The 22,479-nt window shown below is 42.1% G+C and carries 22 protein-coding genes; 4 read left to right on the forward strand and 18 right to left on the reverse strand.

Going from position 1 to position 22,479, the window contains the following annotated elements; genetic code table 11:
- Positions 1-67 precede the first annotated feature (67 nt).
- Both KJ365_RS00065 and KJ365_RS00070 read left to right on the forward strand, forming a co-directional pair.
- Positions 68-1,233 (forward strand): IS3 family transposase gene (locus KJ365_RS00065; RefSeq protein WP_214449580.1). Its coding sequence is split into 2 segments (ribosomal slippage): positions 68-326 and positions 326-1,233, totalling 1,167 coding nucleotides; the frame shifts between segments, so codons are not numbered across the junction.
- Positions 1,234-1,332: 99 nt separating this feature from the next.
- Positions 1,333-3,453 (forward strand): SDR family NAD(P)-dependent oxidoreductase, encoded by a 2,121-nt coding sequence (locus KJ365_RS00070; RefSeq protein WP_214449581.1) that lies wholly within the window; start codon positions 1,333-1,335, stop codon positions 3,451-3,453.
- An 86-nt stretch (positions 3,454-3,539) separates the two neighbouring features.
- Here KJ365_RS00070 and KJ365_RS00075 read toward each other — a convergent pair whose 3' ends face one another.
- The 17 genes from KJ365_RS00075 to KJ365_RS00150 all read right to left on the reverse strand — a co-directional run bounded on the left by KJ365_RS00075 (position 3,540) and on the right by KJ365_RS00150 (position 19,454).
- Complete coding sequence (locus KJ365_RS00075) at positions 3,540-3,902, reverse strand: cation transporter (RefSeq protein WP_214449582.1); 363 nt, start codon at positions 3,900-3,902, stop codon at positions 3,540-3,542.
- A gap of 232 nt (positions 3,903-4,134) precedes the next feature.
- Positions 4,135-4,782 (reverse strand): methyltransferase family protein, encoded by a 648-nt coding sequence (locus KJ365_RS00080; RefSeq protein WP_214449583.1) that lies wholly within the window; start codon positions 4,780-4,782, stop codon positions 4,135-4,137.
- Positions 4,783-4,825: 43 nt separating this feature from the next.
- Positions 4,826-5,086 (reverse strand): DUF5676 family membrane protein, encoded by a 261-nt coding sequence (locus tag KJ365_RS16715; protein ID WP_250883948.1) that lies wholly within the window; start codon positions 5,084-5,086, stop codon positions 4,826-4,828.
- Positions 5,083-5,370 carry a YHS domain-containing protein gene (locus KJ365_RS00085; RefSeq protein WP_214449584.1) on the reverse strand — a complete coding sequence of 96 codons (288 nt, stop codon included), beginning with the start codon at positions 5,368-5,370 and terminating at the stop codon, positions 5,083-5,085. The genes KJ365_RS16715 and KJ365_RS00085 overlap by 4 nt, the downstream gene beginning before the upstream one ends.
- Positions 5,371-5,454: 84 nt before the next feature.
- The gene (locus KJ365_RS00090; protein ID WP_214449585.1) at positions 5,455-5,808 is read right to left on the reverse strand and encodes a cupredoxin domain-containing protein; all 354 of its coding nucleotides are present in this window, start codon (positions 5,806-5,808) and stop codon (positions 5,455-5,457) included.
- 12 nt (positions 5,809-5,820) lie between these two features.
- A complete protein-coding gene (locus KJ365_RS00095; RefSeq protein WP_250883952.1) occupies positions 5,821-8,034 on the reverse strand; it encodes a heavy metal translocating P-type ATPase in 2,214 nt (737 codons plus the stop codon).
- A gap of 142 nt (positions 8,035-8,176) precedes the next feature.
- Entirely contained in the window at positions 8,177-8,644 is a 468-nt protein-coding gene (locus KJ365_RS00100) for a MerR family transcriptional regulator (protein WP_502793475.1), read from the reverse strand.
- Positions 8,645-8,740: 96 nt separating this feature from the next.
- Positions 8,741-9,964, reverse strand: a complete 1,224-nt coding sequence (locus KJ365_RS00105) for an Aq_097 family APC-type transporter (protein ID WP_214449587.1) — start codon at positions 9,962-9,964, stop codon at positions 8,741-8,743.
- A 34-nt stretch (positions 9,965-9,998) separates the two neighbouring features.
- The gene (locus KJ365_RS00110; RefSeq protein WP_214449588.1) at positions 9,999-10,352 is read right to left on the reverse strand and encodes a hypothetical protein; all 354 of its coding nucleotides are present in this window, start codon (positions 10,350-10,352) and stop codon (positions 9,999-10,001) included.
- A 212-nt stretch (positions 10,353-10,564) separates the two neighbouring features.
- On the reverse strand, positions 10,565-11,050 hold the full coding sequence (locus tag KJ365_RS00115; RefSeq protein ID WP_214449589.1) for a YybH family protein: 486 nt from the start codon (positions 11,048-11,050) through the stop codon (positions 10,565-10,567).
- A 31-nt stretch (positions 11,051-11,081) separates the two neighbouring features.
- Positions 11,082-12,026 (reverse strand): CopD family protein, encoded by a 945-nt coding sequence (locus KJ365_RS00120; RefSeq protein ID WP_214449590.1) that lies wholly within the window; start codon positions 12,024-12,026, stop codon positions 11,082-11,084.
- A gap of 12 nt (positions 12,027-12,038) precedes the next feature.
- The gene (locus tag KJ365_RS00125) at positions 12,039-12,434 is read right to left on the reverse strand and encodes a copper resistance CopC family protein (RefSeq protein WP_214449591.1); all 396 of its coding nucleotides are present in this window, start codon (positions 12,432-12,434) and stop codon (positions 12,039-12,041) included.
- A 30-nt stretch (positions 12,435-12,464) separates the two neighbouring features.
- Positions 12,465-15,602, reverse strand: coding sequence for an efflux RND transporter permease subunit (locus tag KJ365_RS00130; RefSeq protein WP_214449592.1), 3,138 nt, complete (start codon positions 15,600-15,602; stop codon positions 12,465-12,467).
- Entirely contained in the window at positions 15,602-17,218 is a 1,617-nt protein-coding gene (locus tag KJ365_RS00135) for an efflux RND transporter periplasmic adaptor subunit (protein WP_214449593.1), read from the reverse strand. The genes KJ365_RS00130 and KJ365_RS00135 overlap by 1 nt, the downstream gene beginning before the upstream one ends.
- Positions 17,218-18,573, reverse strand: coding sequence for a TolC family protein (locus tag KJ365_RS00140; RefSeq protein ID WP_214449594.1), 1,356 nt, complete (start codon positions 18,571-18,573; stop codon positions 17,218-17,220). The genes KJ365_RS00135 and KJ365_RS00140 overlap by 1 nt, the downstream gene beginning before the upstream one ends.
- Entirely contained in the window at positions 18,573-19,097 is a 525-nt protein-coding gene (locus KJ365_RS00145; protein WP_214449595.1) for a DUF411 domain-containing protein, read from the reverse strand. Before KJ365_RS00145 ends, KJ365_RS00140 begins: the two co-directional genes overlap by 1 nt.
- 105 nt (positions 19,098-19,202) lie before the next feature.
- Complete coding sequence (locus KJ365_RS00150) at positions 19,203-19,454, reverse strand: hypothetical protein (RefSeq protein ID WP_214449596.1); 252 nt, start codon at positions 19,452-19,454, stop codon at positions 19,203-19,205.
- Positions 19,455-19,824: 370 nt separating this feature from the next.
- Between KJ365_RS00150 and KJ365_RS00155 the strand changes: the two genes are divergently transcribed.
- Both KJ365_RS00155 and KJ365_RS00160 read left to right on the forward strand, forming a co-directional pair.
- A complete protein-coding gene (locus tag KJ365_RS00155) occupies positions 19,825-20,505 on the forward strand; it encodes a heavy metal response regulator transcription factor (protein ID WP_214449597.1) in 681 nt (226 codons plus the stop codon).
- Positions 20,498-21,901: a heavy metal sensor histidine kinase gene (locus KJ365_RS00160; RefSeq protein ID WP_250883949.1), complete on the forward strand. Its 1,404-nt coding sequence runs from the start codon at positions 20,498-20,500 to the stop codon at positions 21,899-21,901. Before KJ365_RS00155 ends, KJ365_RS00160 begins: the two co-directional genes overlap by 8 nt.
- A gap of 9 nt (positions 21,902-21,910) precedes the next feature.
- Here KJ365_RS00160 and KJ365_RS00165 read toward each other — a convergent pair whose 3' ends face one another.
- A complete protein-coding gene (locus KJ365_RS00165; RefSeq protein WP_214449598.1) occupies positions 21,911-22,132 on the reverse strand; it encodes a helix-turn-helix domain-containing protein in 222 nt (73 codons plus the stop codon).
- Positions 22,133-22,479: the final 347 nt, after the last annotated feature.

The following is a 22,479-nucleotide window of genomic DNA, read 5'->3' on the forward strand; positions in this document are numbered from 1 at the left end:
TGTAGTGGCAGAATAAACCCGTACACCTTTTTAAGTGGTAGCATTACACTTATAGAAGAGGTGTTCAATGGAAAAGAGAAAGCGCCGGTCATTCAGCCCGGAATTTAAAAACGATGCAGCTTGCTTGGTTTTAGATCAAGATTACTCATTTGCTGAAGCAAGTCGAGCGATAGAAGTTCACGAAAACACGCTGCGGATTTGGGTGAAACAACTTGAATCAGAGCGTATTGGTGTAACACCTAAATCGAAAGCCTTGTCAGTTGAACAACAGCGGATTCAAGAGCTAGAAGCTAAGGTTAATCGCTTAGAACGAGAGAAGTCGATATTAAAAAAGGCTACAGCTCTCTTAATGTCAGACGATCTGAACTCCACGCGCTAGTCGATCGATTGAGGGAGCATGAATCGACAGAGCTAGTGTGCTCGGCGTTAGGCTTGGGTGTGACGAGCTACTACGAGCGTAAAAAGCGCCGAAGATTGATAGATGCAAAGCGCCGTATTTTAAGAGCAAGAGTAAAGCGCTTGTTTGATAAAAGTCGCCAGTCAGCCGGTACGCGAACGATTGTTGGTATGCTGAGAGATGAAGGCATTGAGATGGGTCGCTACAAGGCCGCACGCTTGATGCAGGAGCAAGGGCTAACAAGTAAGCAGCCTGGTAAGCATGCTTATAAGCGAGTTAAAGTTGAGAGACCGGATATTCCGAACTTATTGAATCGACAGTTTGTACCAGAGCAGCCCAATCAAGCGTGGTGTGGTGATATTACTTATTTATGGACGGGCGATGCTTGGCATTATGCAGCGGTTGTCATCGACCTTTATGCACGTCGAGTAATTGGTTGGAGTCTATCAAAACGGCCGGATGCTGAACTGGCGGTAAGAGCGCTAGATATGGCCTATGAGCAGCGAGGCAAGCCACAGAGCGTGCTGTTTCACAGCGACCAAGGCTCACAATATGGTGCTCGTAAATTTAGACAGCGCTTGTGGCGATATCGCATGACACAAAGTATGAGTCGACGCGGTAACTGTTGGGATAATAGCCCAATGGAGCGAGTATTTAGAAGCCTAAAATCTGAATGGATGCCAACTATCGGCTATCAATCAGCAAATGAGGCAAAACGAGATGTGGGTTATTACCTGATGAACTATTATAACTGGGAGCGACCGCATCAATTTAACGATGGTCTACCGCCAGCGAAAGCTGAGAAATTAGCTAAATCGGTGTACGGATTTTGTTGACCACTACATTTACCCTAAATCTAGCAAATATCTTTTTTTCTTTGACGAAGAAATGAGCTGATATATTTCGTGTAGAAAATAGGTAGTCAGGGCAAAATAATGAAAAAAATCGCAGTGATCACTGGTGCAGGGTCTGGAATTGGTTTGGCGTTAACTAATGAATTGCTATTTGAATACTCACAATTATTGGTCATCGCATTTTGCAGAAACAAAGACAATCTACTACCCCTTAAAAACAGGTATAAAGACAGGTTGCTCATTAGACAAGTCGACTTTAATCACAATGCAGCATTTGCTTCTGTTAAGCGTTTTCTTGAAAACTATCAGCAAGTCGATTATTTGGTGCATTGCGCTGGATTAGTTTCACCCATTGTTAAACTATCTTCATTAAATTTAGATGATTGGCGAAAAAATCATAAGGTCAACCTTGAAATGCCCTTGCTAATTACTCAATTGTGTATTATTAAATTTAATCGTAGCCGAGTACTTTTTTTAACAAGCGACCACCCTATCACTCCAGTGACTGGGGCATCCGCATATTGCATTAGTAAAGCTGGCATCAATACGCTAACAGACTGCTTCCGACAAGAAGTCACTGCAAATATCGCAGTATTTACAAGCGTTGCTCCTGGAAACGTAGATACTCCCATGCAGGCTGAAATACGCCAAGCATCAAGTGATGTGTTACCTTTATCGGACGTTTTGCGCGAAATGCACGGTGAAAATAAGCTTCTCACAACTGCACTCGTGGCTAAATATTTAAAAGAACTGTTAATGTCCGTCAGCCGAACATCATTTGGAACAAGATCATGGAATTTGTTGAAAGACATCAATGAACCATATCATTTCACTCACATAAGTGAAACTAGAGAGCCTATAGTGCAAACTGACAGCGCACTTTTGTTACAACGAAAAATGAGTGGCGAAGTCAGTACCTTCGGCAGTGTGCAATATGAAAAACGCAGGCAAGTTTTCAATAAGGCTGTTTCTAAATACCCAATTATGATTGTTACACCGAAGTCAGTACATGACATTATAGAAGTGATCAAATTTGCTAATAAAGTTTCTTTGCCTATATCAATAAAGGGTGGCGGACACGGAATAAAAGGAGCCGCTATAGTCGATGGTGGCGTCGTTCTTGATATGGCAAACTTCCAAGATATATCACTCAGCGCCGATGGGCGGCATGTGAGTGTTGGTGCGGGTGTTAAGAATAAACATTTAGACCACTTTTTATCTCGCATAAACAAAGTAGTACCGTTAGGTACTTGCCCTGATGTAGGTGTCATTGGTGCAACACTAGGCGGCGGAATTGGCTTCCTCTCGCGCAAGCACGGACTAAGTTGCGACAATGTCACACGATTCGATATCATCATGGCTGATGGAAAGTTATTAAAAGTGACGCCTCATAAACATCCAGATCTTTATTGGGCACTGCGTGGCTGTGGCGGCGGTCAATTTGGTGTCGTTGTCACTATAGAATTTGCACTGCACCCTGCTCCTGAGTTTGTTGAGGGAGGAACCATAGCGTGGCCAATTAGTGAGGCGAAAAATATCTTAAAAGCCTATAGTCATGCAGTTTTAGAGGGACCAAAGTCACAGTTTTTATATGCCTATATTGCCCATTCTGTGCCTCACAAAGCTAATATTTCTATTATGGGGTTTAGTGAATCGAGGTCACATGGTTTAAAGACAGTATCTTCATGGCGGGAAGGTGCGACAGTATCAATTGACCGGAAACAGTATATCGAATGTCAATCAAACAACTACGAAAGTGGTTTGGGTTTATATTGGCAACATGGAATTATTCAGGGTGAATTAACGGATAAGTTTATTGACATACTATTAGCGTGTTATAAGGAATGCCCTGATGATTCTGGTGGTATAATGCTAGATCCTCTTTGCGGTGCGATACAAGACAAAGGTACTAATGAAACAGCATTTATTCACAGAAATGCGTCCTTCATCTGCAGCATTACCGGACTTACTAAGCAAAATCAAGGTAAGGAACTTGTAGCTGCCTGGGTACAAGATACCTACAAGCGACTTACCCCCTTCTTTAATGGTTACGCGTACCAAAACTATGATATGGGGGAAGAGTCTGCCGTAATCGAATATTTTGGTCAGCACACCGAAAAATTGATAGCAATGAAGAAACGCTATGACCCGAATCTTCGTTTTGTTGGATCACTTCAAGCACATATATCCCCAGTACTTTGAAAAGCTAACAGCACCACTACCTCTTTTTTTCAATAATGCGAAAGGCCTCTGAACGTTCAAAAATCGATAAACGAACAAGTTTATCTTTACTTCCGACTCCCTGGCGGCAGTTTGTGACAACTCCAAGGTTTGTGTTTTGCATTGTCTCGGATATTTTCATCCACAAATTGGTAGTACCCTTCTTTAAAGTTTGACCACCAATCATGCGATATATCTGCGCCATGGGTTTTAATAATATTTTCAATCCCATCGAGCTCGCAATGAGTAGCATCGTAGCCAACGTGTAGTGTCTGCTTTTTCGATTCGAAACTGACTGCGTCAACACCAAACGTCGCATCGATGTCACTGATGATGGCTACTATTTTAGCATCATCAGTATTCGTTAACTTTAAGTGACGAAGCACTAAGTTAACTTCGCTTACGCCTACTCTGTGTTCTAAATCACTCATAATTTAAACCTCCTAAGGTATTTTTATGCTAAAAATATTACTGTAAGACTAAATTCATTAGTTTGTGCCAGCCTGACTGCTTGTAAATAAGTTAATCGCAAAAGTAAATATACATTATGGTAGCGTCCACTGCAGATGGCTAAGCATTAAGTTCACTTCTACCACCCTACTCTTTGCTCTAAGTCATCCAAAAAATATTTTCTTCTTTATTGAGGCTACCTAAAACAAACGGCTACATTTGGGTTTGCTTAACAAAAGACTTCCATTGCACTATGCGCGGAATAAACATTGGCACTTGTGCTTTGTAGGCCAAATATTCCTCCTCAAATTCAGCAATCACTTTTTTCTCTTCACGTAAAGACAAACCATAGTAAATAAAGATAATCACTGGAAAAAGACCGACTGAAAATACAGTAGGCCAATGCACAATCCCCTCGCCAAATAGCGCAATAAACAAACCGGTGTATTGAGGATGCCTCGCCAATGCATATAAGCCATCTGTCACTAATCTGTTCTCTTGTCGCGCTTTATATACTTGTCGCCAACCTTGAAAAAAAAGTCCAATACCCAAGAATAATAAAATGTATCCCAAGACCATTGCTATCATCATGCCCGTCTCTCCTATCCCCAAAAGAGACGACCATAAATTTGCATTAAGCTCGGTTCTATCTAGGCCTCCAAAGCGTGCCAATAGATATATTGTTAAAGGAAAGCCATACATTTCGGCATACAAGGCGATAATAAACGCTTGCACAACTCCCGCACCAGCCCACTCGTGCCACGATGTAGGAGCCATATATTTATAAAGATACCAAGACGCCACTACTATCATAATAAGCGCTAGGATCCATACACCTGAGTGTGCTACCGGTTCGTTCATAAACTCATCTCTATATAGTAAACAACCAAGTCACGAAAAGCCGCTATTTCGCTTGGCTTCCAAAAAAATTATAAAGTGGTACCCAAATTAGCGCGATAAACCAGCCATACATATAGCTTTCAAGGAGTCCCAAGAAAAAACTCTGCCAACTTATCCATTCAAACCCCGGTAATAACTTTAACCACACTTCGTACATAGCGTGCTCTGGAAAAATTAGGTCGAATACAACACATAGTGTGAAACTGATACTTATGAATAAGCTAGTTGCGTGCCCAAATGCGCTTAATGATAGTTTGTGGGTCATTTTAGCGCTCCAGTGGCGTCCGTTTTCGTCACGTATTTAACTGGGTCTACATCAAACTTATCTAGACATTCTTTTGAACAAAAGCGATATAACTCACCGTCGTGCAGTTTCCCGTAACCTTCATCTACTTCCACTACCTTGTTGCACACAGGATCAATGATGGCTTTAGGTTGTTCAGATGTTTGTTCTTTGCGGTGGCCGTGGGCCACATGCGCGCCGCAACCATATCTCATCATGAGATAAAAAAGCCCCGCGAATATTACGAATGAAAAAACCCCATCCATAAAATGCCTCCTTTTAGTTTCTGTTTAATATGTATCTGCTCTGCAATGTGCTTGTATATTGAAGAACGGATACAGCATCAAAAATCAGTCTATGATCAGTTCACCCGTGTACATTTTCATCTGACAATGAAATGCATGTCGACCTGGTTGCATCGCTGGGATTGATATATCTACTTTTTTATTCAACCTCAGTGTTGCGGCAATCTCTAAATCAGGTATATGCAATGATTCAGAGCATGGTGAAGAATCAGCTCTAAAAAATGTAATCGTTGATTCTTGATTGGCGGGTACTTTGATAACTGCCGGTTGATACACCCCATCCTTCACCAATACTTCTATCACTCCATCACTCATGTCAACCGATGATGATTTGTAAAGCCAAAACCACCATATAATCAAACCGATAACTCCCATGCCTGCAATATTTACCCACAACATAATTTTCTCCTTTTAATGATTTTTAGCTTTAAACAGGCGTAGACGGTTTGCATTGGTAACCACGGTCAATGATGAAAAGGCCATAGCCGCACCTGCAATAACGGGATTTAATAGCAAACCAAAAAATGGAAACAATACGCCTGCGGCAATGGGCACTCCTGCGACGTTGTAGATGAAAGCCCCGAATAGGTTCTGTTTTATATTCGCTAGCGTAGCTTTGCTTACTGCGATAGCATCTGCCAAACCATGTAGCGAGCCGCGCATGAGCGTTATGTCGGCACTTTCTATTGCCACATCGGTACCAGTGCCAATTGCGAAACCAACATTGGCGTGGGCTAAGGCCGGCGCATCATTAATACCGTCGCCAGTCATACCCACAATTTCACCTTCTTCTTGCAGCTCTGCTACTTTATTCGCTTTATCTTCTGGCATAACTTCAGCCACGAATTCCTTGATACCTACCTTTTGTGCAATCGCTTGAGCCGTTAATCGATTATCTCCAGTGAGCATGACAATACGAATGCCATTTTTCTGAAGTCGCGCAATCGCAGCAATGGAATCGCTCTTTATTGGATCGGCAACCGATATGATCGCGGCCAAAGTATTGTTTATGGCAAAGTACATTGGTGTTTTGGCTTCTTGTGCAAACTCTTGCGCTTTTTCTATATATTGCTCAATGACAATACCTTTATCTTTCATCAGCTTTTCATTGCCAAATAATAGGGCTTTCCCTTCACATGATGCCTGCACACCTTTACCTGCAATTGAACGAAAGCCATCTACTTTCTTGGTATCAATTCCTTGCGCTTTGGCACTGTCGACAATCGCCATCGCCAAAGGGTGTTCAGAGCCAGCCTCAAGACTCGCGGCTAGCATCAAGACTTCTTTACGCGAGTAATTTTTTGTTAGTAACACGTCGGTAACCTTTGGCTCTCCCTCTGTGATGGTACCCGTTTTATCTAAAATCATCGTCGTGATCTTCGAGGCTGTTTGCAGCGCCTCGCCATTTCTAATTAATACACCGGCTTCGGCAGCTTTTCCCACGCCTACCATTACCGACATTGGCGTCGCTAGACCCAGAGCACAAGGACAAGCGATTATCAAAACCGTAGTCGCCGATACGATGGCAAAAACCAGAGCCGGTGATGGACCGAAATTCAGCCACGCCAGTGCACTAAGCACCGCAATAATCATAATAACGGGAACAAAATAGGCAGAAATAGCATCCGCTAAACGACCTATCGGGGGTTTAGAGTTTTGTGCTTTTTTTACCATATTGATAATTTGCGCTAAGGCAGTGTCTTTGCCTACACGAGTGGCTTGAAATACGATTGAACCTGATTTATTAATGGTGCCCGCTACAACCTTATCCCCTGCTTGTTTTTCTACAGGCATAGGCTCACCAGTTAACATAGACTCATCTATTGCAGTGTGACCTTCGACCACTTCACCGTCGACAGAAATTTTTTCGCCTGGTCTAACCCGGATAAAATCTTTTAGCATTACATTTTCTATCGGTATATCGACATCATTTCCTCCTCGAACGACACGCGCTGTTTTGGCTTGAAGACCAATCAACCGTTTAATTGCCTCAGATGTTTTGCCTCTCGCCTTTATTTCTAGCGCTAAGCCAAGGTTGATTAACCCTATTATCATTGCAGTTGCTTCAAAGTAAACATGACGCGCCATTGTTGGCAATAACTCCGGAACGGCCACTACCACCATAGAATATAGCCACGCTGTGCCGGTACCTAAAGCGATGAGAGTATCCATATTCGCTGAATGATTCTTTAGCGAGTTGTAAGCCCCCACATAAAAGTGTTTACCAGAAAAATACATGACGGCTAACGTTGCCAGACCAATAGTAAACCAAACTAGGCGTTCACTATTTGTGTTGACCGTCATTTCTCCTATTACCAGCCCATAGATCATAAGCGGTACACCTAATAAAAGCGCGATTGTCATATCTCGCATGAGCTTTTTGTAATAGGCCCAATCAGCCTTATCCTTTTCATCAAGGGCTTCTTGCTCTGAGTCGCTGGTATCCACTTTTGCTCGATAACCCGCTATTTCAATCGCCGTAATAAGCGCAGCGCCCTGTACACTTCCTGTAACACTGACCGTTCGTTGTGCAAAATTCATTTCTGCTTTTGTCACGCCATTAACCGCGCGCAACGCCTTTTCAATTTTACTAACACAACTGGCGCAACTCGCTCCTTCAATCATTAGATGATGTATGGTTGTCTCTTGAGCTGTATAGATGTCGCTTGACGAATGTATGTTTTTATTTATTTTTGGCTCATTGGGTGTATTGTTTCGATTATGACAACACGACTTCGTGACTTCGTTTTCTCTATTTATTTGTTCATCACTCATAGCGTTTCCCCATTAAAAAGTCATTTTCTGCTTGTTCGTTATCGATATTTGATAACTCGACATCTTCAATTAAATGGCAAATCACGTTATTACATGGCACCTTGTCTGGTTTTTGATCCCATGTATCTATCGCTTTTCGCATCTTGTCTCGTAACTTAGCCATTTCTATAAACCGTTGTTCAGTTTCTGCTAGTCTTTTCTCAATCAACACCCTGACTGTTGGGCAGGGCGTTTTACCTTTATCGGATTCGGAAAATATCTGTTTGATATCCTCGATAGAAAAACCTAAATCGCGAGCACTTAGTATGAATCTAAGACGATTTTGTTGCTCTAGAGGGTAAAACCTGTAGCCATTTTCACTTGACCTAGATGGTCGCAACAGGTTAATTCGGGTGTAATACATGACCGTATTCTTGTTAACCCCAAATGCGTCGGCTAATTGTTTTACTTGCATAGTCATTGTTCAAACACTCCAGTTCTCCAGTTGGCAATAAAGGTATTCGTAACTCGGTAATAAAGCATAGACCTATGAGTCGCTCACAGGTCAAGTGATATTTTAGCTATGAGGTGCCGGCATAGACCAAACAATGACCAACGCCAATAGCACAGACAATATAATTGTCCCCGCTAACGTTAACCAATCACGCCGTGTTTTATGCTTTCGTCCTGACAACAGACAGGTCGCAAGCACCGTTTGCGATAAGTAATAGAGCGCAAAGCCTTTGCTTGCTAAGTTGATAATTTCAAACACATTGCTGGTCCAAACAAGTACAATAGCGATGCCAATAATTAACATGTAATACACGTTTGTTGTAAGACGGGCTTTTATAAGCTCTTTAAGTAAGCCACCGCCGCCAATTGTGTCTGCTAAAGCCGCACTAATTTGACTGGTGGTTGCTGCAATAAGAAGTAAAAACGGTAGGATCCATATCGCTTGTCCGAGCGTCTGACTAATGGTCGTTTCACTTAATTCAACGATGGGGTATACATTGAATAAGGGGCAAGTTAATCCAATAAACACTAGGTAAATGACGGTCGCAATGCCTTGAGCATATTTTACTGCCATTATGCGCTGGTAAGCCGAATATTCAGCGCCCATAAATCTTGCCGTTTCAAAACCTTGAGTGACCATCAACATACCCGCCAAGATACTTAAGGTTTCAACAGGACCGATAGCATTGAGCGCTTCATGCTGAAACCATGTCGCGCCACTTGACATGTCAAATGTCAGCAATGCAACAAGTACTCCCACTATAATCGCTAACTTGATTGTGACCGCATAGAGCTCTATTACTTCAAGCCCTTTAGCTCCTCTTAGCCACGCAATAAACATTATAAATAGTAAGGCTAGACTGGTGGCTACCTTTATCACGGTATCATCAGTAACGCTTATTCTTTCAAACACAAATGATGCGAATAGACTAATATAAAAGGCGACTGAAATCGCATACGCCGCCCCTAAAAACCACTGTCCAATATATTCTAATTTAGCAATGCCTCCATTAGGATAGTCTTCCAAATGCGGCTCAGCGTGAGCGATGTTAAACCGAATGACACCACCTAAACAATATGCAAGAGCAGATAACAACACGATCCCCAGTAATGCCCACTTCCCCATAACAGAATGAAGCAGCGGTGCAACAATTAAAAAGCCACTGCCAATGATGGAGGCAAGAGGTGTCACAGTTGCTCGCCACTGTGGCGACAACCTGACGCGGTTGTTAAATAAGCCCCAACCAACAATCAACGTCGATATGATCGCAACACTGTTTAAGAGCATGCCGTTTTCCACTAGATATACTGCCTCTGCGTGCTTATTTAGCGTTGAACTCTACAATGTCATTTGGCATGACTTGACCGCTCACAATCGTTGCATTGGCAAAATGTTCATCCTTCGTATTCCCCAAACGCACTTTACCCACATATTCTCTGGAATAGCCTGATTCACCTTCGGTGATCACATTGTCATCGTATACCGCTCGGTACACGTCATATACTTTGTTTTGCTCTAGATTGCTGGTATCTGCGACACACACAACAAGTTCGCTTCCTTTGGCTGTGACGACTTGTCCACTCATGATGTAATCGTGATACAACTGGCTAGCACACCCGCCTAGCAAAAATAAAGATACGGTTAATACCGTGAGTAGCTTAGTGATGTTTTTCATAGTTTTTTCCTTGTTAATATGCTGACAACTAACGTTGCGATTGAATTGTAAACAGGCTTACAATTCGTATGGTAATCTTACGATTGCATTGACATCTCAACATGATCTTGATCAATAAAAAACGGCTAATGCATTACCGCTTGATTACAATTTTGTAATAGAAACAATGCCATATAAATCTGATTGCGTTAAAAAGGGGGCGTATTGCACACTTAATTAGACCAATGAATGTGTGAAATTTTCCATTGACTATCTCGATTAATAAGCGTGATTGTTTCATTACTCGTTCTATCAATGCTTTTCCCCTTGTACATGCCAGTCATTTGGCTTCTTGAAAAAGACGTTGCTATCCCATCGTACTGAAGAACATGATGTTCAATCCGGTCAATTTTCATGGCTTGTAAGTACTTCATGTCTGACAACATATGATGACTTGCATATTCTTTCGCGCTTCGTTCCACACCTTGCCCCTCAAAAATCAGCACATTATCAGCCAGTAGACTTCGTGCAGTCTCAACATCACCGGTTTCGAGGGCTTTGTGAAAGGCAAGCACAGTTTTTGCAGCTGTTGTTTCAGTCCCAGTGAACATAGACGCTTTAGCTTCTTTATGCGGATCACCGTCATGCGAAAAAGCGAACGAACTTAACGCAGCAATGGCGACAAATGCCAAAAGGCCCTTATGTATCGTGTTTGTCATTTTTGTTTCCTCTTCGATAAATATTGTTTTATTAAATAAGTTGACTCGCTAACAGCGGCGGGCCCATCACTGTTGTGACCACGCTAGTAACGAATAAAATAAGAAATCCCACAAACGTTTCAACCATGATGGAACGGCGTAATGCGACGGCGCCATCTTCTCGACTCAATATGCGTGGCACCAATACGAACTTATGAGTCACAGCAAACAGGAGAAGCAATAACACCAAAGCTATTTTTAATATGAAAACTTGTCCATAGCGGCTTGTGTATAGGCTTTCTAATGTAGGTACAAACTGAATGAGCATAGATACGGCGGCAATCACTAAAATAGCAACACCCCAACCCGCAAATCGGCCAAAACGTTCCATGACAAAATGCAATGTTTCCCCTTCAAATATATAAGTCGCGCGCACTAATGGTATTAGCGCACCTAACCATGCAAACGACATAGCTACATGGAAAGTGATAAGCGAGACGCTGCCAAATACGAGTGCATTAGTGTGTCCAGATAACGTAAATGAGGTGCTCAATCCAATAATGACGAGCAATGTTAGTGTGCCAAATATCCATTGGTTTAACCTGCTCGTCAGAAATAATGGACGAATTAATATCAGAGTCAAAAGTGCAAAAGAAAGACCGAACGCGATTGCTCTAGTCATCGTCAATGTACCAACAGAACTAGCCCACATCATGTTGAGAATGATGGGTTCGAACATGCCTTTTACACCATTTTCTGCAAAGTTGCCTGTTTGTACAAAAAAATCGACAACATTAGCAATGAAACCAATAATGACCAATACCATTGCGACTTTGCATATAGTATGTCGCCAACGCATTGCAACTTTGTCGACATTCTCAAGCGAAGCCGCCGGGATATACAGATATACACAAATAATGCTAAATGCTGCGCTTACCCCCAAGTACACCAGAAACTTGTTGAGTACTAGCAGTCCTATCCAAATTCCTGATGTCATGAAAGTTCCTATTTAATGATCGCTATGATCCATCTTTTTATGTTTCATCTCTTTCATATTACCAGCAGCATGAACCATAAATGAAAAGTCTCCTTTCATCTTATGACCGTCTACTCCCATGATTGTCCATGAGGCTTTATAAGTGCTAGGCATTAACTGGGGTAAGTCGAAGCTAAACGTATTACTCGCCTCCATTGAGGGGGTGAATTCAAAGTCAACCTTCTCGTTTTTGCTATTTAAAATAGATAAGTTAACCAAACGAACTTCGTCACCAAATGTGACTGCAATGGTTTCTGGGCTCTTCATCAACATAGCATTGTCTTTGGGTATTGTTGACGTGATCCCAGTATGCGCGAACACTGACAGGCTGGTCATTGTAATAAGAAGCGTTATGATAAATTTTTTCATGAATTAATCTCTCTTTTATAAAGTTACGGGTTAAATGTTATTAGCTAATTGGTGTATCTGCCTTTTTTTCCACAATAGATAAATGGCGGGTAAAACAAGCAACGTGAGTAGCACGGCACTCATCATTCCGCCTACCATTGGCGCGGCAATTCGACTCATGACCTCAGCCCCAGTGCCTGTTCCATATAAAATAGGTAGTAATCCAAGAATGATGGCTAAAGCCGTCATCATGACAGGCCTAACGCGCAGTCCTGCGCCGTGCAATATAGCTTCTGTTAATTGCTCATCGCTCGGTATGACATTTTGTTCTTTGCAGCGTGTGATTAGCGCGTTGTATTCTTGGTTCAGGTAGACCAACATGATCACACCTATTTCAACTGCAACGCCAGCGAGTGCAATAAAACCGACTCCTACTGCTACCGAAAAGTTGAATCCCTCTAGATACATTAACCAGATGCTACCAACCATCGCCAAAGGCAAAGTGCCCATGATAATGGCTACTTCAGTAATGTTTCTAAAGTTGAGGTACAACAGAATAATAATAATGGACAGTGTCAGTGGCACAACGTAGGTGAGTTTTTCTTTGGCGCGTTGCATATACTCATATTGACCAGACCAGGTAATGGAGTAGCCAGCAGGCAATACTAACTGTTCACTCACGGCTTGCTGAGCTGACACCACATAACTACCAATATCCACGCCATCAATATCCACAAATACCCAGCCATTTAGGCGTGCATTTTCACTTTTGATCCCCGGAGGGCCATCCTCTATGTACACATCTGCTACATCTGCAAGCGCAATACGCTTTCCTTTCGGTGTCACAATCGGCAATAAAGATAACGCTTGTGGGGATGAGCGATATGATTGAGGATAACGCACGTTGACCGGATATCTCTCGAGCCCTTCAACACTTTGTGTGACATTCATACCGCCAATGGCACTGGATACAACTGACTGAATATCCGCTATGTTAAGGCCATAACGCGCGGCTTTATCTCGCTGTATGTCAACCTTTACGTAGCGCCCGCCTGCCACTCGTTCCGAATAAACAGAGGCCGTCCCATCTACTTGTGCAAGAATTGTTTCGATTTGTTGGCCAATGCTCTGTATTTCGCCAAGCTCTGGTCCTCCTATCTTGATACCTACCGGTGTTTTGATCCCGGTAGCCAACATATCAATCCTGGTTTTAATGGGCATGACCCAAGCATTTGTGAGCCCTGGGAAGTCAATCAGGTTATCAAGCTCTTTTATCAAATCTTCAGTCGTTAAACCCTCACGCCATTCATTGTGGGGTTTTAACTGAATGAATGTTTCAATCATTGTTAAGGGCGCGGGATCGGTGGCAGTTTCTGCACGCCCCACTTTACCAAATACCGTTTCTACTTCGGGCACCGTATATATTAGCTTATTAGTTTGTTGAAGCAATTCTCTTGCTTTACCGATGGATATGCCAGCATATGTCGTGGGCATATACATTAAATCACCTTCGTCAAGTGGAGGAATAAACTCGCTGCCAATTTTATTGACCGGCCAAAAACCAATGACTAGGACAACTAATGCGCCAACAAGTGTCAGCTTTGGAAAGCGCAGCACGGTTTTTAACGATGGTATGTACAACCAAGACAAGCCCTTATTGACGGGGTTTTTATGCTCTGGCAGCACTTTTCCTCTAATAAAATACCCCATTAATACTGGTACTAGTGTTATGGCAAGTGCTGCGGATGCAGCCATTGCATAGGTTTTTGTGTACGCTAAGGGGGAAAACATCCGGCCTTCTTGCGCTTCCAGCGTAAACACTGGGACAAAGCTGACTGTAATAATAAGAAGGCTAAAAAATAACGCTGGGCCAACCTCCACAGCCGAGTCAACGACAATTTGCCATCGGTTTTCTTTAGTAAGTGGCGTTCGCTCCATGTGTTTGTGCATGTTTTCAATCATAACTATGGCACCGTCAATCATCGCGCCAATAGCAATGGCAATCCCCCCTAGCGACATGATGTTGGCATTGATCCCTTGAAAATACATGACGATGAATGCCACGAGAATACCAACCGGTAGACTCACAATTGCTACTAGCGATGAACGAACATGAAACAAGAAGGCGATACACACGACGGCAACCACGCCAAACTCTTCCAATAACTTGAAACCAAGATTATTAACTGCACGTTCAATCAAAGCAGATCTGTCATAAACTGTCACTACTTCAACACCGTCTGGTAAACCTTTTTTAAGTTCCTCGAGCTTAGCTTTCACCCCGTCAATTGTTTTTTGCGCATTTTCGCCGTAGCGCATCACAACTATTCCACCAACCGTTTCACCTTCTCCATTTAACTCAGCAATGCCGCGGCGCATTTGTGGCCCTAATTGGACGTCAGCAATATCTTTAATCAACAATGGCGTACCATTATTATTTACGCCCAAGGGAATAAGTTCTATGTCTCGTTTATTTTCAATATAGCCCGTAGCTCGAACCATATATTCGGCTTCAGCCATCTCAATAACCGATGCGCCAACCTCTTGATTACCGCGCTTAATAGCCATTTGAATATGAGAAAGGGGTATGCCATAGGCTCTGAGCTTCTCTGGATCCACTCTAACCTGATACTGCTTAACCATCCCGCCTATCGACGATACTTCTGATACCCCAGAAACTGTCTGTAACTCGAATTTTAAAAACCAGTCTTGTAAACTGCGCAACTGACTAATATCGTGTTGGCCCGTTCTATCGACTAAGGCATAAAGATACACCCAACCCACACCCGTTGCGTCTGGTCCTAATTGAGGCCTAGCATTTTCAGGTAAATTGGGAGCAACTTGGGATAAGTATTCGAGTACGCGGCTTCTCGCCCAATACAAATCCGTATCGTCATCAAAAATGATGTAGACATAAGAGTCACCAAAAAATGAGTAACCTCTCACGGTTCTGGCACCAGGCACCGATAGCATCGCGGTAGTAAGAGGATAAGTTACTTGATCCTCAACAACTTGAGGTGCCTGCCCAGGGTAACTTGTTTTAATAATCACTTGCACATCTGACAAATCAGGTAGTGCATCTACTGGTGTGTTTTTTACAGCGACCAAGCCTCCACCAACAATGATTATGGTGATAAGCAATACAAAAAATCGATTGGTGACAGACCACCTAATAATGGCTGCAATCATTAGTACTGTCCTCCGTGACCTGAATGATCCATCTCTTTATCTGCATTGTCTGTGCCCATCGAGTGACCAGAATGATCCATACTCTCCATATTTTCCATAGACTCTGTATCATCCATATCATCCATATCGTCCATACCTTCCATGTGCATCATGTTGCCGTCTTCATCCACAATATGGATTTGTGTAATTAAGTAATCACCTGAATCTGTCTTTGTAATTTGTAAATGCAATGACATGCCAGGCATTAACTTGGTAATGTCCAAATCTTGGTCAACAAAAAAATCCATTGTCATTTCAGGCCAATCCCATTCGTCAATTGCCGCATGATCAAGATTCACCATATTATGCTCTGCCATCACACTGTTGACAGTTGCGGTAGTCCATACCTTAGATGGCATGGATTCGGCCTCTTCCATTCGTTTAAAATCAGACGAAATGCTGCTTTCAGAATCTAATAAGAATTGAGCAGAAGTGACGACTACATCATCGTCTCTTAGACCGCTTAAAATCTCCGTGTATTCATTGACGATATTGCCAACCTTGACTTCGATAGATTTAAAGCGCCCCTCACCTAAAGCAAGTACCACTCGGTCTTGCTTTCCAGTGCGAATAACCGCTTCAGTGGGCACCAAAAGGTTTTCATCATCCAGATCGGAATGGATGGTGACTTGTGCAAACATGTTGGGTTTCAAGAAATACTCGGGATTGTCAAAACGTAATCTCGCTTTTAGCGTTCTTGTGTCTTTGTCTAATGATGGGTAAACATAATCAACTTCGCCCTCCCACACTTTTTCTGGCAAATACTCAAGCGTCATGGTGACCGCTAAGCCTTTCTCAATCTGGTTCGACTGACGTTCAAATACCTCCGCATCCACCCATACTTCATCTAACGCGCCAATAGATAATATCGTCACACCAGGTTTAACATAAAAGCCTTGTCTGATATTCAGATTATCGACAAAGCCTGTTTGAGGGGCGGTAAACGTGATGGTTTGTTGAACTTTACCGGTTTGCTTGAGTTGCTTAACCGCTTGAGCTGGCATTTGAAGGGCTTCAAGCCGAGAGGTAGCAGCCTGCAGTAGATTGGCGTTATTGCGGTTTCGAGCAAGCAGAAATTCCTCCTGCGCATTTACTAACTCGGGTGAATAGAGCGCGTATAAAGGCTCACCTTTTTTAACGTATTCACCAGCTGCTTTTACATATAATTCGTCTATCCAACCTTCAACACGTGGGTGAATATGCACAAGTGTGTCTTCATTGTATTGCACATAACCCACCGTTTTAATTGGCACATGTAAGCTTTTTCTCTCCACAGACGCCGTTCGTACACCTAAGTTATTCTCTACATTTGGATGTATTGTGACAGTGCCGGGACTCTCATCCGTGCCCCCATCATCATATACCGGCACAAGATCCATCCCCATTGGCGATTTACCAGGTGCGTCTCTTCTATAGTTCGGATCCATAGGGGCGACCCAATATAAGGGTGCATTGCTATCGGCATTGTCGGCATTTGATGCGCTATCGACGGAATGGGGCATGATAAACGTATAAGTCAATGCTGTTAGCACCGCTCCAGCGATGAGTCCAATGGCCAGTGTGCTTGTATTTTTCATTAATTTTCTCCAATGCGATGAGTAACGTCTTGACCATCGCTAAAAAAGTAGTTGAGTTGTGATCGCGACTTGAGTAAGTCAATTTCAATGTTCAATGCGTCAATTCTGGCATTCAGATCGGCTATTCTTGCTCTTACTACTTCAGCAAAATCACCATCATCATTGGTATATGCCGTTAAAGAAGCCTCAGCTTGCTCGCTCATTTGAACCAAAATATCAGTTTGATAAAGTGTTTCGCGCTGCAAAAGCCTTAGGTGAGAAGCATATGCAGATTGCAGTTGAGATAGTAGCGATCTAATGGCTAGTCTTTTTTCTGTCTTTATCGCCTCGGTTTGACTAATCGCTGCGGATACGTCTTGATCTTGTTTGTTGCTGGTAAATACGGGCACGTCAAATGAGACACCCACCGAGATAAAATCAGCTCGGCTACGATCTAACTGATCGTCGGCTCTATACGCATAACTTGCGTTCACCCCCCATTGTGGCTTGTATTGCTGCTTGGCTAATTCAATACCTGTTTTACTGGCTCTTATTTTTTGCTCAATTGCCAAAACATACGGGTGCGAAACCAAAACATGGGCTAAGCGTTGCGTGTCGCGACTGTTTAGCGCTTGTTCAGCATCTGCATATAAAGGTTTAATTGATGGCGTTGCAGCAGGTAGGGAAACCATTTGTTTATATCGCATTTGATTAGATGTCCAAGTCGTATCATCTGATAACCATTCAAGCAATTCAGCAAGCGCTTGCTCTTTTTGGGAATGCAGTTTAGTCAAACGATCATCAAGCCTTGTTAGCTCGAGCTGAGCGCGAACGATATCTTGTTGCCTTACTTTGCCAACCGCTGACGAGTAACTCGCTTGCGCGACGTCGCCGAGCTGTTCAAATAAAGCACGGTCTTGTTCAATGAGTGATATTGTCTGTTGGGCCCGAAAAATCTCAAGCCACTTAACAGAAACCGCTAATGTTGTTTTCGCGACTCGATCTTTGCGCATGATTGGATGTTGCTTAGCGAGTTCTTCAAGTTGTTTGCGTTTTATATCCAAACTATCACCGCGCGGAAACATCTGCGACACGCCTGCTTTCAGTTGTGTCATTGGTTCTTGATCAAATGCAAAACCATCGGTTGGTAGGTTCGCCAGTCCAATCGATACCACAGGATCAGGAAGCGAAGATGCGGACACACTACTCGCGAGTAACGCGTCTTCTCGGTATTGACTTCCCGTCAACCATGGATCTTGTTTAATTGCTGCTGCAATTGCGTCTTCTAGTGTGAGAAAGTCAGCTTTATTGGCAATGGCGTTGTGACTTAGCATCAGCATGATTAATATTGATAAAAAGGCGATACGATATCTCATTAAAACTGCTCCTCATAACTAGCGATTTCCGCATATACCGATGAGCTTCCGTCTTCTTTTAATAGCAATATTTGGTATGGCATAAAGCGGTCGTCGACCTCCATGCCGGGCGTACCGATGGGCATGGCTGGGACAGATAGTCCTATGCTATCTTTTGGCACATCGGCCAAGAACTGTTTGATGTACTTTGCCGGCACATGCCCTTCAAACACAAAACCATTACTCGACTCTGCCGTGTGACAAGACCGATAATTTGGTGCTATGCCTCTGTCCTCTTTAATGTCCGACATAAACGTAACGTTTCTCGCATTCACATCAAACCCATGGTCTTCGGCATGATTAATCCATTTTTGGCAACAGTTGCAGGTTCTGCTTTTGTATACGGTTAGCTCGATGACGGCAGGTTTGGAAATCTTTTCACCTTGTTCAGTCGCCTTGTTGTTAGCTGCATCTGAACAGGCCGTTGTTAGCAAAACAGCTGCGATTAATAATACCTTCACGGGCAACATTGTTGAAAATTTCATATATCTTTCCTCTCAAAAAAGAAAAAGTGTGTTTAATAATTTGAATTTAGCTATTTATCTTCACGATAAGCGAATGCAATTCACTATATTTGTCGCGACTGCAAGTTATGATATGTAGAGAGGTGTTTTTGGAGGACGCTGTATCGGATGGAGAAACGCTTTTTCAATTGATGGCTCAATTGATTTAAACGGTATCGTGGTTAAGTCAGGCAATCCGTCTAATCTGCTGTCTACTAACACGGCGACAGTAAGAACGCCCATTGGGCAACAACAGTCTTCCGGACAGCAACTTTCACTATTTTCATCCATTGCCATGCTGTCAGAATGAGTGCCACTCATAGAGATTTCTGACATCATATTATGTTCCTGCATACATGGCATTTCAGAAGACACAGCCAATGCTTCTAACCCTTGCGATAGTAGCAATATGATAACTACACTAATGTGGACGAAACGAATAAACAATTTACACCTTTATTATAGCGTAAGGACACATAATACAAATACACACTTTTTAACAAAAAAAAGTGTTATTCAAACGACTACCAGATAATATCAACTCAACCTGACAAGATGATTACACATAGATTACATTTCTGTCATCTGATGTTTATTCAACAAATTAGTCCTTTATACTATCGGTATGAGCCGCTTTTAAGATAAGTTGTGCATTCGCTCGACATTTTCCAAAGAGTTGCAAAAAATAACGGATACAAATGGAGCGAGAATGAAAATACTAGTGGTAGAAGACGAAGTGAAAACCGGCGACTATATCAAACAAGGCTTGTCAGAGGGGGGGTTTGTTGTTGAGTTAGTAAGAAATGGACTTGATGGTCATCACAAAGCAGTGACGGGAAACTTTGAGCTCGTGATACTGGACGTAATGTTACCTGATATAGATGGTTGGAAGATAATGAGTTCATTGAGGGAGGCCGGTAACCATACGCCAGTACTGTTTTTAACCGCTAGAGACAGTGTTAAGGATAAAGTAAAGGGATTAGAATTAGGCGCAGACGACTATTTGGTCAAACCCTTTGCATTTGCTGAACTGCTTGCAAGGGTGCGCTCTTTAGTGAGGCGCACGATAGCAGCCCCTACAAATATACTCGCAATTGCTGACTTACAGCTAGATATTCCTTCTCGTATTGCCACGCGAGCGGGCAGAACCATCAACCTAACCACTAAAGAATTTACATTGTTAGAGCTTATGGTGAGACGACAAGGTGAAGTATTACCCCGTTCTCTCATTGCTTCACAAGTCTGGGATATCAATTTTGATAGTGATACAAATGTTATTGATGTTGCAATTCGACGCTTGCGCGCCAAAATCGATGATGACTTTTCAGTGAAGCTTATACAAACCATCCGTGGTATGGGCTATAAAATTTCAGCGGCTGACAATGAATAAGATGTTTCGCATTCCCAATTCACTCGCATTTCGCTCAACTATACTTGTAGGTTTTGCTGTAATAGTCTGTTTATCAATCATGCATGAGATTGTTGTACATTCGATAGAACAACATTTTACTGAGCAAGATGCCGGTGAACTGAACGAAGTATTTGTTGCTGTTAATAAGCAACTCGCGGAATCAGGCTTACAAAAATTATCTCCAGTGGACACACTGAAAGATGCAGTATCAGGACATCATGGAGTTTATTATCATGTTGAGAGCGCAGCGGGAGAAGTGCTTTATACCAGCACAAAAGTGGATTTTAGTTTCTACCCAGAACATGCGCCGATATATAAGTCTGTGCAACCAGAGCATCTACTTCTATTTAAAGATGCTCAGCATATGTTCAGAGGGACAAAGCTAAATACAAACGTTTTTATAGACAATGTCGAAACCAATTTTAGTGTAATAGTTGCGTCTAACATGGAATTCCATATGACGTATATGGATGAATTTAAGAAAACGCTGTGGTTAATTACCATATGTGCAGCCGTGATCACTATTTTAGCCGCTAGGTTCGCCATATACAGAGGTCACTCCCCCTTACGAAAGCTAACCCGGAAAATAGAAACTATATCAGCTGATCATCTAGATGAACGGGTCAGTTCAGAAGCTGTGCCAACCGAGCTACTCGCTTTAGTTAATTCGTTCAATGTTATGCTACAAAAACTCGAAGATGGTTTTGTACGCTTATCTTTTTTCTCAGCCGACATAGCCCATGAACTGCGCACGCCCATTACTAATTTGACTACACAAACTCAGGTGATGTTAAGCAGACCTAGAAGTAACGAACAATATACAGAAATGCTCTACTCTAATCTTGAAGAATTCGACCGTATGACGAAAATGGTCAGCGACATGTTACTACTTGCGCAAACTGAGCATGGCTTAATAAAACCAAACAAAGAAAACATTGATGTTAATAGTGAAATTAAAGACTTGCTAGAATACTTCGAACTCATTGCTGATGAAAAAAATATAAGCCTACAGTTAGTTGGCCCAACCGTTACAGTTAATTGTGATAGGACTATGCTTCGACAAGCGTTAAGTAACCTAATATCCAATGCTGTCAGATATTCGCCAGTTGATAACGACATTGTGATTGAAACCAAAAAAACAACAGAACGGATATTGATATCGGTTAGTAACCATGGTGAAACGATTTCTGAAAAACATTTAACTAGGTTATTTGACCGATTTTACAGAGCTGACCCTTCTCGCAAAAGAGATGAGGAAGGTGCTGGGCTAGGGTTAACAATTGCAAAAGCGGTAATTGAAATTAATGGCGGACAAATAGAGGCCGAATCTTCAAATGATCAAACAATTTTTAAGATAGTATTTGAAAACGCGTAAAAACTTATTTTACTCTTTAACATACTCCACTAAATCACCGACCTCGCATTCAAAATAAGCACACAACTTATCTATATTGTCAGTCACAGTGCTATATCCTCTTTTATTCGCGATTTTTGAAAGTGTCATACGGTTTATTCCCGTTGCCTTTGCTACATCAGTAATTGTTACGACTTGACCGTCATTGAATTCTTTTTCTGCTAAAAGTTGCTTAAATTTAAATTTCAACATGATTTTATGATTGTATTTATTATCACATGATAAATTTTATGTGATTTAGGGGTTGACTTTATGACTTTGTGATAATATATTTAATCACATGATAATATATTTAATCACATGATAATATATTTAATCACATGATAATATATTTAATCACTAAGAGGTTATATTATGAGTTTAACATACTTAACAACAGATCAACTAGCAAAGCGAATTCAATATCACCCCCGTACGATTCGCCACGAACTAATCGACAGTTGTTTATTTGAGGGAAAACACTATATTCGCGCATTTGGTCGCAAGAAATTTCTCTTTATTTGGGAAGAAGTGGAGAAAACAATGTACCTCCAAAGCGA

Origin of the sequence: Glaciecola sp. XM2 (genome assembly GCF_018595715.1) — a bacterium.
GTDB lineage: Bacteria > Pseudomonadota > Gammaproteobacteria > Enterobacterales > Alteromonadaceae > Glaciecola.

Excerpts from the sequence above, each read along its gene's own strand:
- KJ365_RS00070 (WP_214449581.1), top strand. The coding sequence starts at position 1,333 with ATGAAAAAAATCGCAGTGATCACTGGTGCAGGGTCTGGAATTGGTTTG.
- KJ365_RS00075 (WP_214449582.1), bottom strand. The coding sequence starts at position 3,902 with ATGAGTGATTTAGAACACAGAGTAGGCGTAAGCGAAGTTAACTTAGTG.
- KJ365_RS00080 (WP_214449583.1), bottom strand. The coding sequence starts at position 4,782 with ATGAACGAACCGGTAGCACACTCAGGTGTATGGATCCTAGCGCTTATT.
- KJ365_RS16715 (WP_250883948.1), bottom strand. The coding sequence starts at position 5,086 with ATGACCCACAAACTATCATTAAGCGCATTTGGGCACGCAACTAGCTTA.
- KJ365_RS00085 (WP_214449584.1), bottom strand. The coding sequence starts at position 5,370 with ATGGATGGGGTTTTTTCATTCGTAATATTCGCGGGGCTTTTTTATCTC.
- KJ365_RS00090 (WP_214449585.1), bottom strand. The coding sequence starts at position 5,808 with ATGTTGTGGGTAAATATTGCAGGCATGGGAGTTATCGGTTTGATTATA.
- KJ365_RS00095 (WP_250883952.1), bottom strand. The coding sequence starts at position 8,034 with ATGATTGAAGGAGCGAGTTGCGCCAGTTGTGTTAGTAAAATTGAAAAG.
- KJ365_RS00100 (WP_502793475.1), bottom strand. The coding sequence starts at position 8,644 with ATGACTATGCAAGTAAAACAATTAGCCGACGCATTTGGGGTTAACAAG.
- KJ365_RS00105 (WP_214449587.1), bottom strand. The coding sequence starts at position 9,964 with ATGCTCTTAAACAGTGTTGCGATCATATCGACGTTGATTGTTGGTTGG.
- KJ365_RS00110 (WP_214449588.1), bottom strand. The coding sequence starts at position 10,352 with ATGAAAAACATCACTAAGCTACTCACGGTATTAACCGTATCTTTATTT.
- KJ365_RS00115 (WP_214449589.1), bottom strand. The coding sequence starts at position 11,050 with ATGACAAACACGATACATAAGGGCCTTTTGGCATTTGTCGCCATTGCT.
- KJ365_RS00120 (WP_214449590.1), bottom strand. The coding sequence starts at position 12,026 with ATGACATCAGGAATTTGGATAGGACTGCTAGTACTCAACAAGTTTCTG.
- KJ365_RS00125 (WP_214449591.1), bottom strand. The coding sequence starts at position 12,434 with ATGAAAAAATTTATCATAACGCTTCTTATTACAATGACCAGCCTGTCA.
- KJ365_RS00130 (WP_214449592.1), bottom strand. The coding sequence starts at position 15,602 with ATGATTGCAGCCATTATTAGGTGGTCTGTCACCAATCGATTTTTTGTA.
- KJ365_RS00135 (WP_214449593.1), bottom strand. The coding sequence starts at position 17,218 with ATGAAAAATACAAGCACACTGGCCATTGGACTCATCGCTGGAGCGGTG.
- KJ365_RS00140 (WP_214449594.1), bottom strand. The coding sequence starts at position 18,573 with ATGAGATATCGTATCGCCTTTTTATCAATATTAATCATGCTGATGCTA.
- KJ365_RS00145 (WP_214449595.1), bottom strand. The coding sequence starts at position 19,097 with ATGAAATTTTCAACAATGTTGCCCGTGAAGGTATTATTAATCGCAGCT.
- KJ365_RS00150 (WP_214449596.1), bottom strand. The coding sequence starts at position 19,454 with ATGATGTCAGAAATCTCTATGAGTGGCACTCATTCTGACAGCATGGCA.
- KJ365_RS00155 (WP_214449597.1), top strand. The coding sequence starts at position 19,825 with ATGAAAATACTAGTGGTAGAAGACGAAGTGAAAACCGGCGACTATATC.
- KJ365_RS00160 (WP_250883949.1), top strand. The coding sequence starts at position 20,498 with ATGAATAAGATGTTTCGCATTCCCAATTCACTCGCATTTCGCTCAACT.
- KJ365_RS00165 (WP_214449598.1), bottom strand. The coding sequence starts at position 22,132 with ATGTTGAAATTTAAATTTAAGCAACTTTTAGCAGAAAAAGAATTCAAT.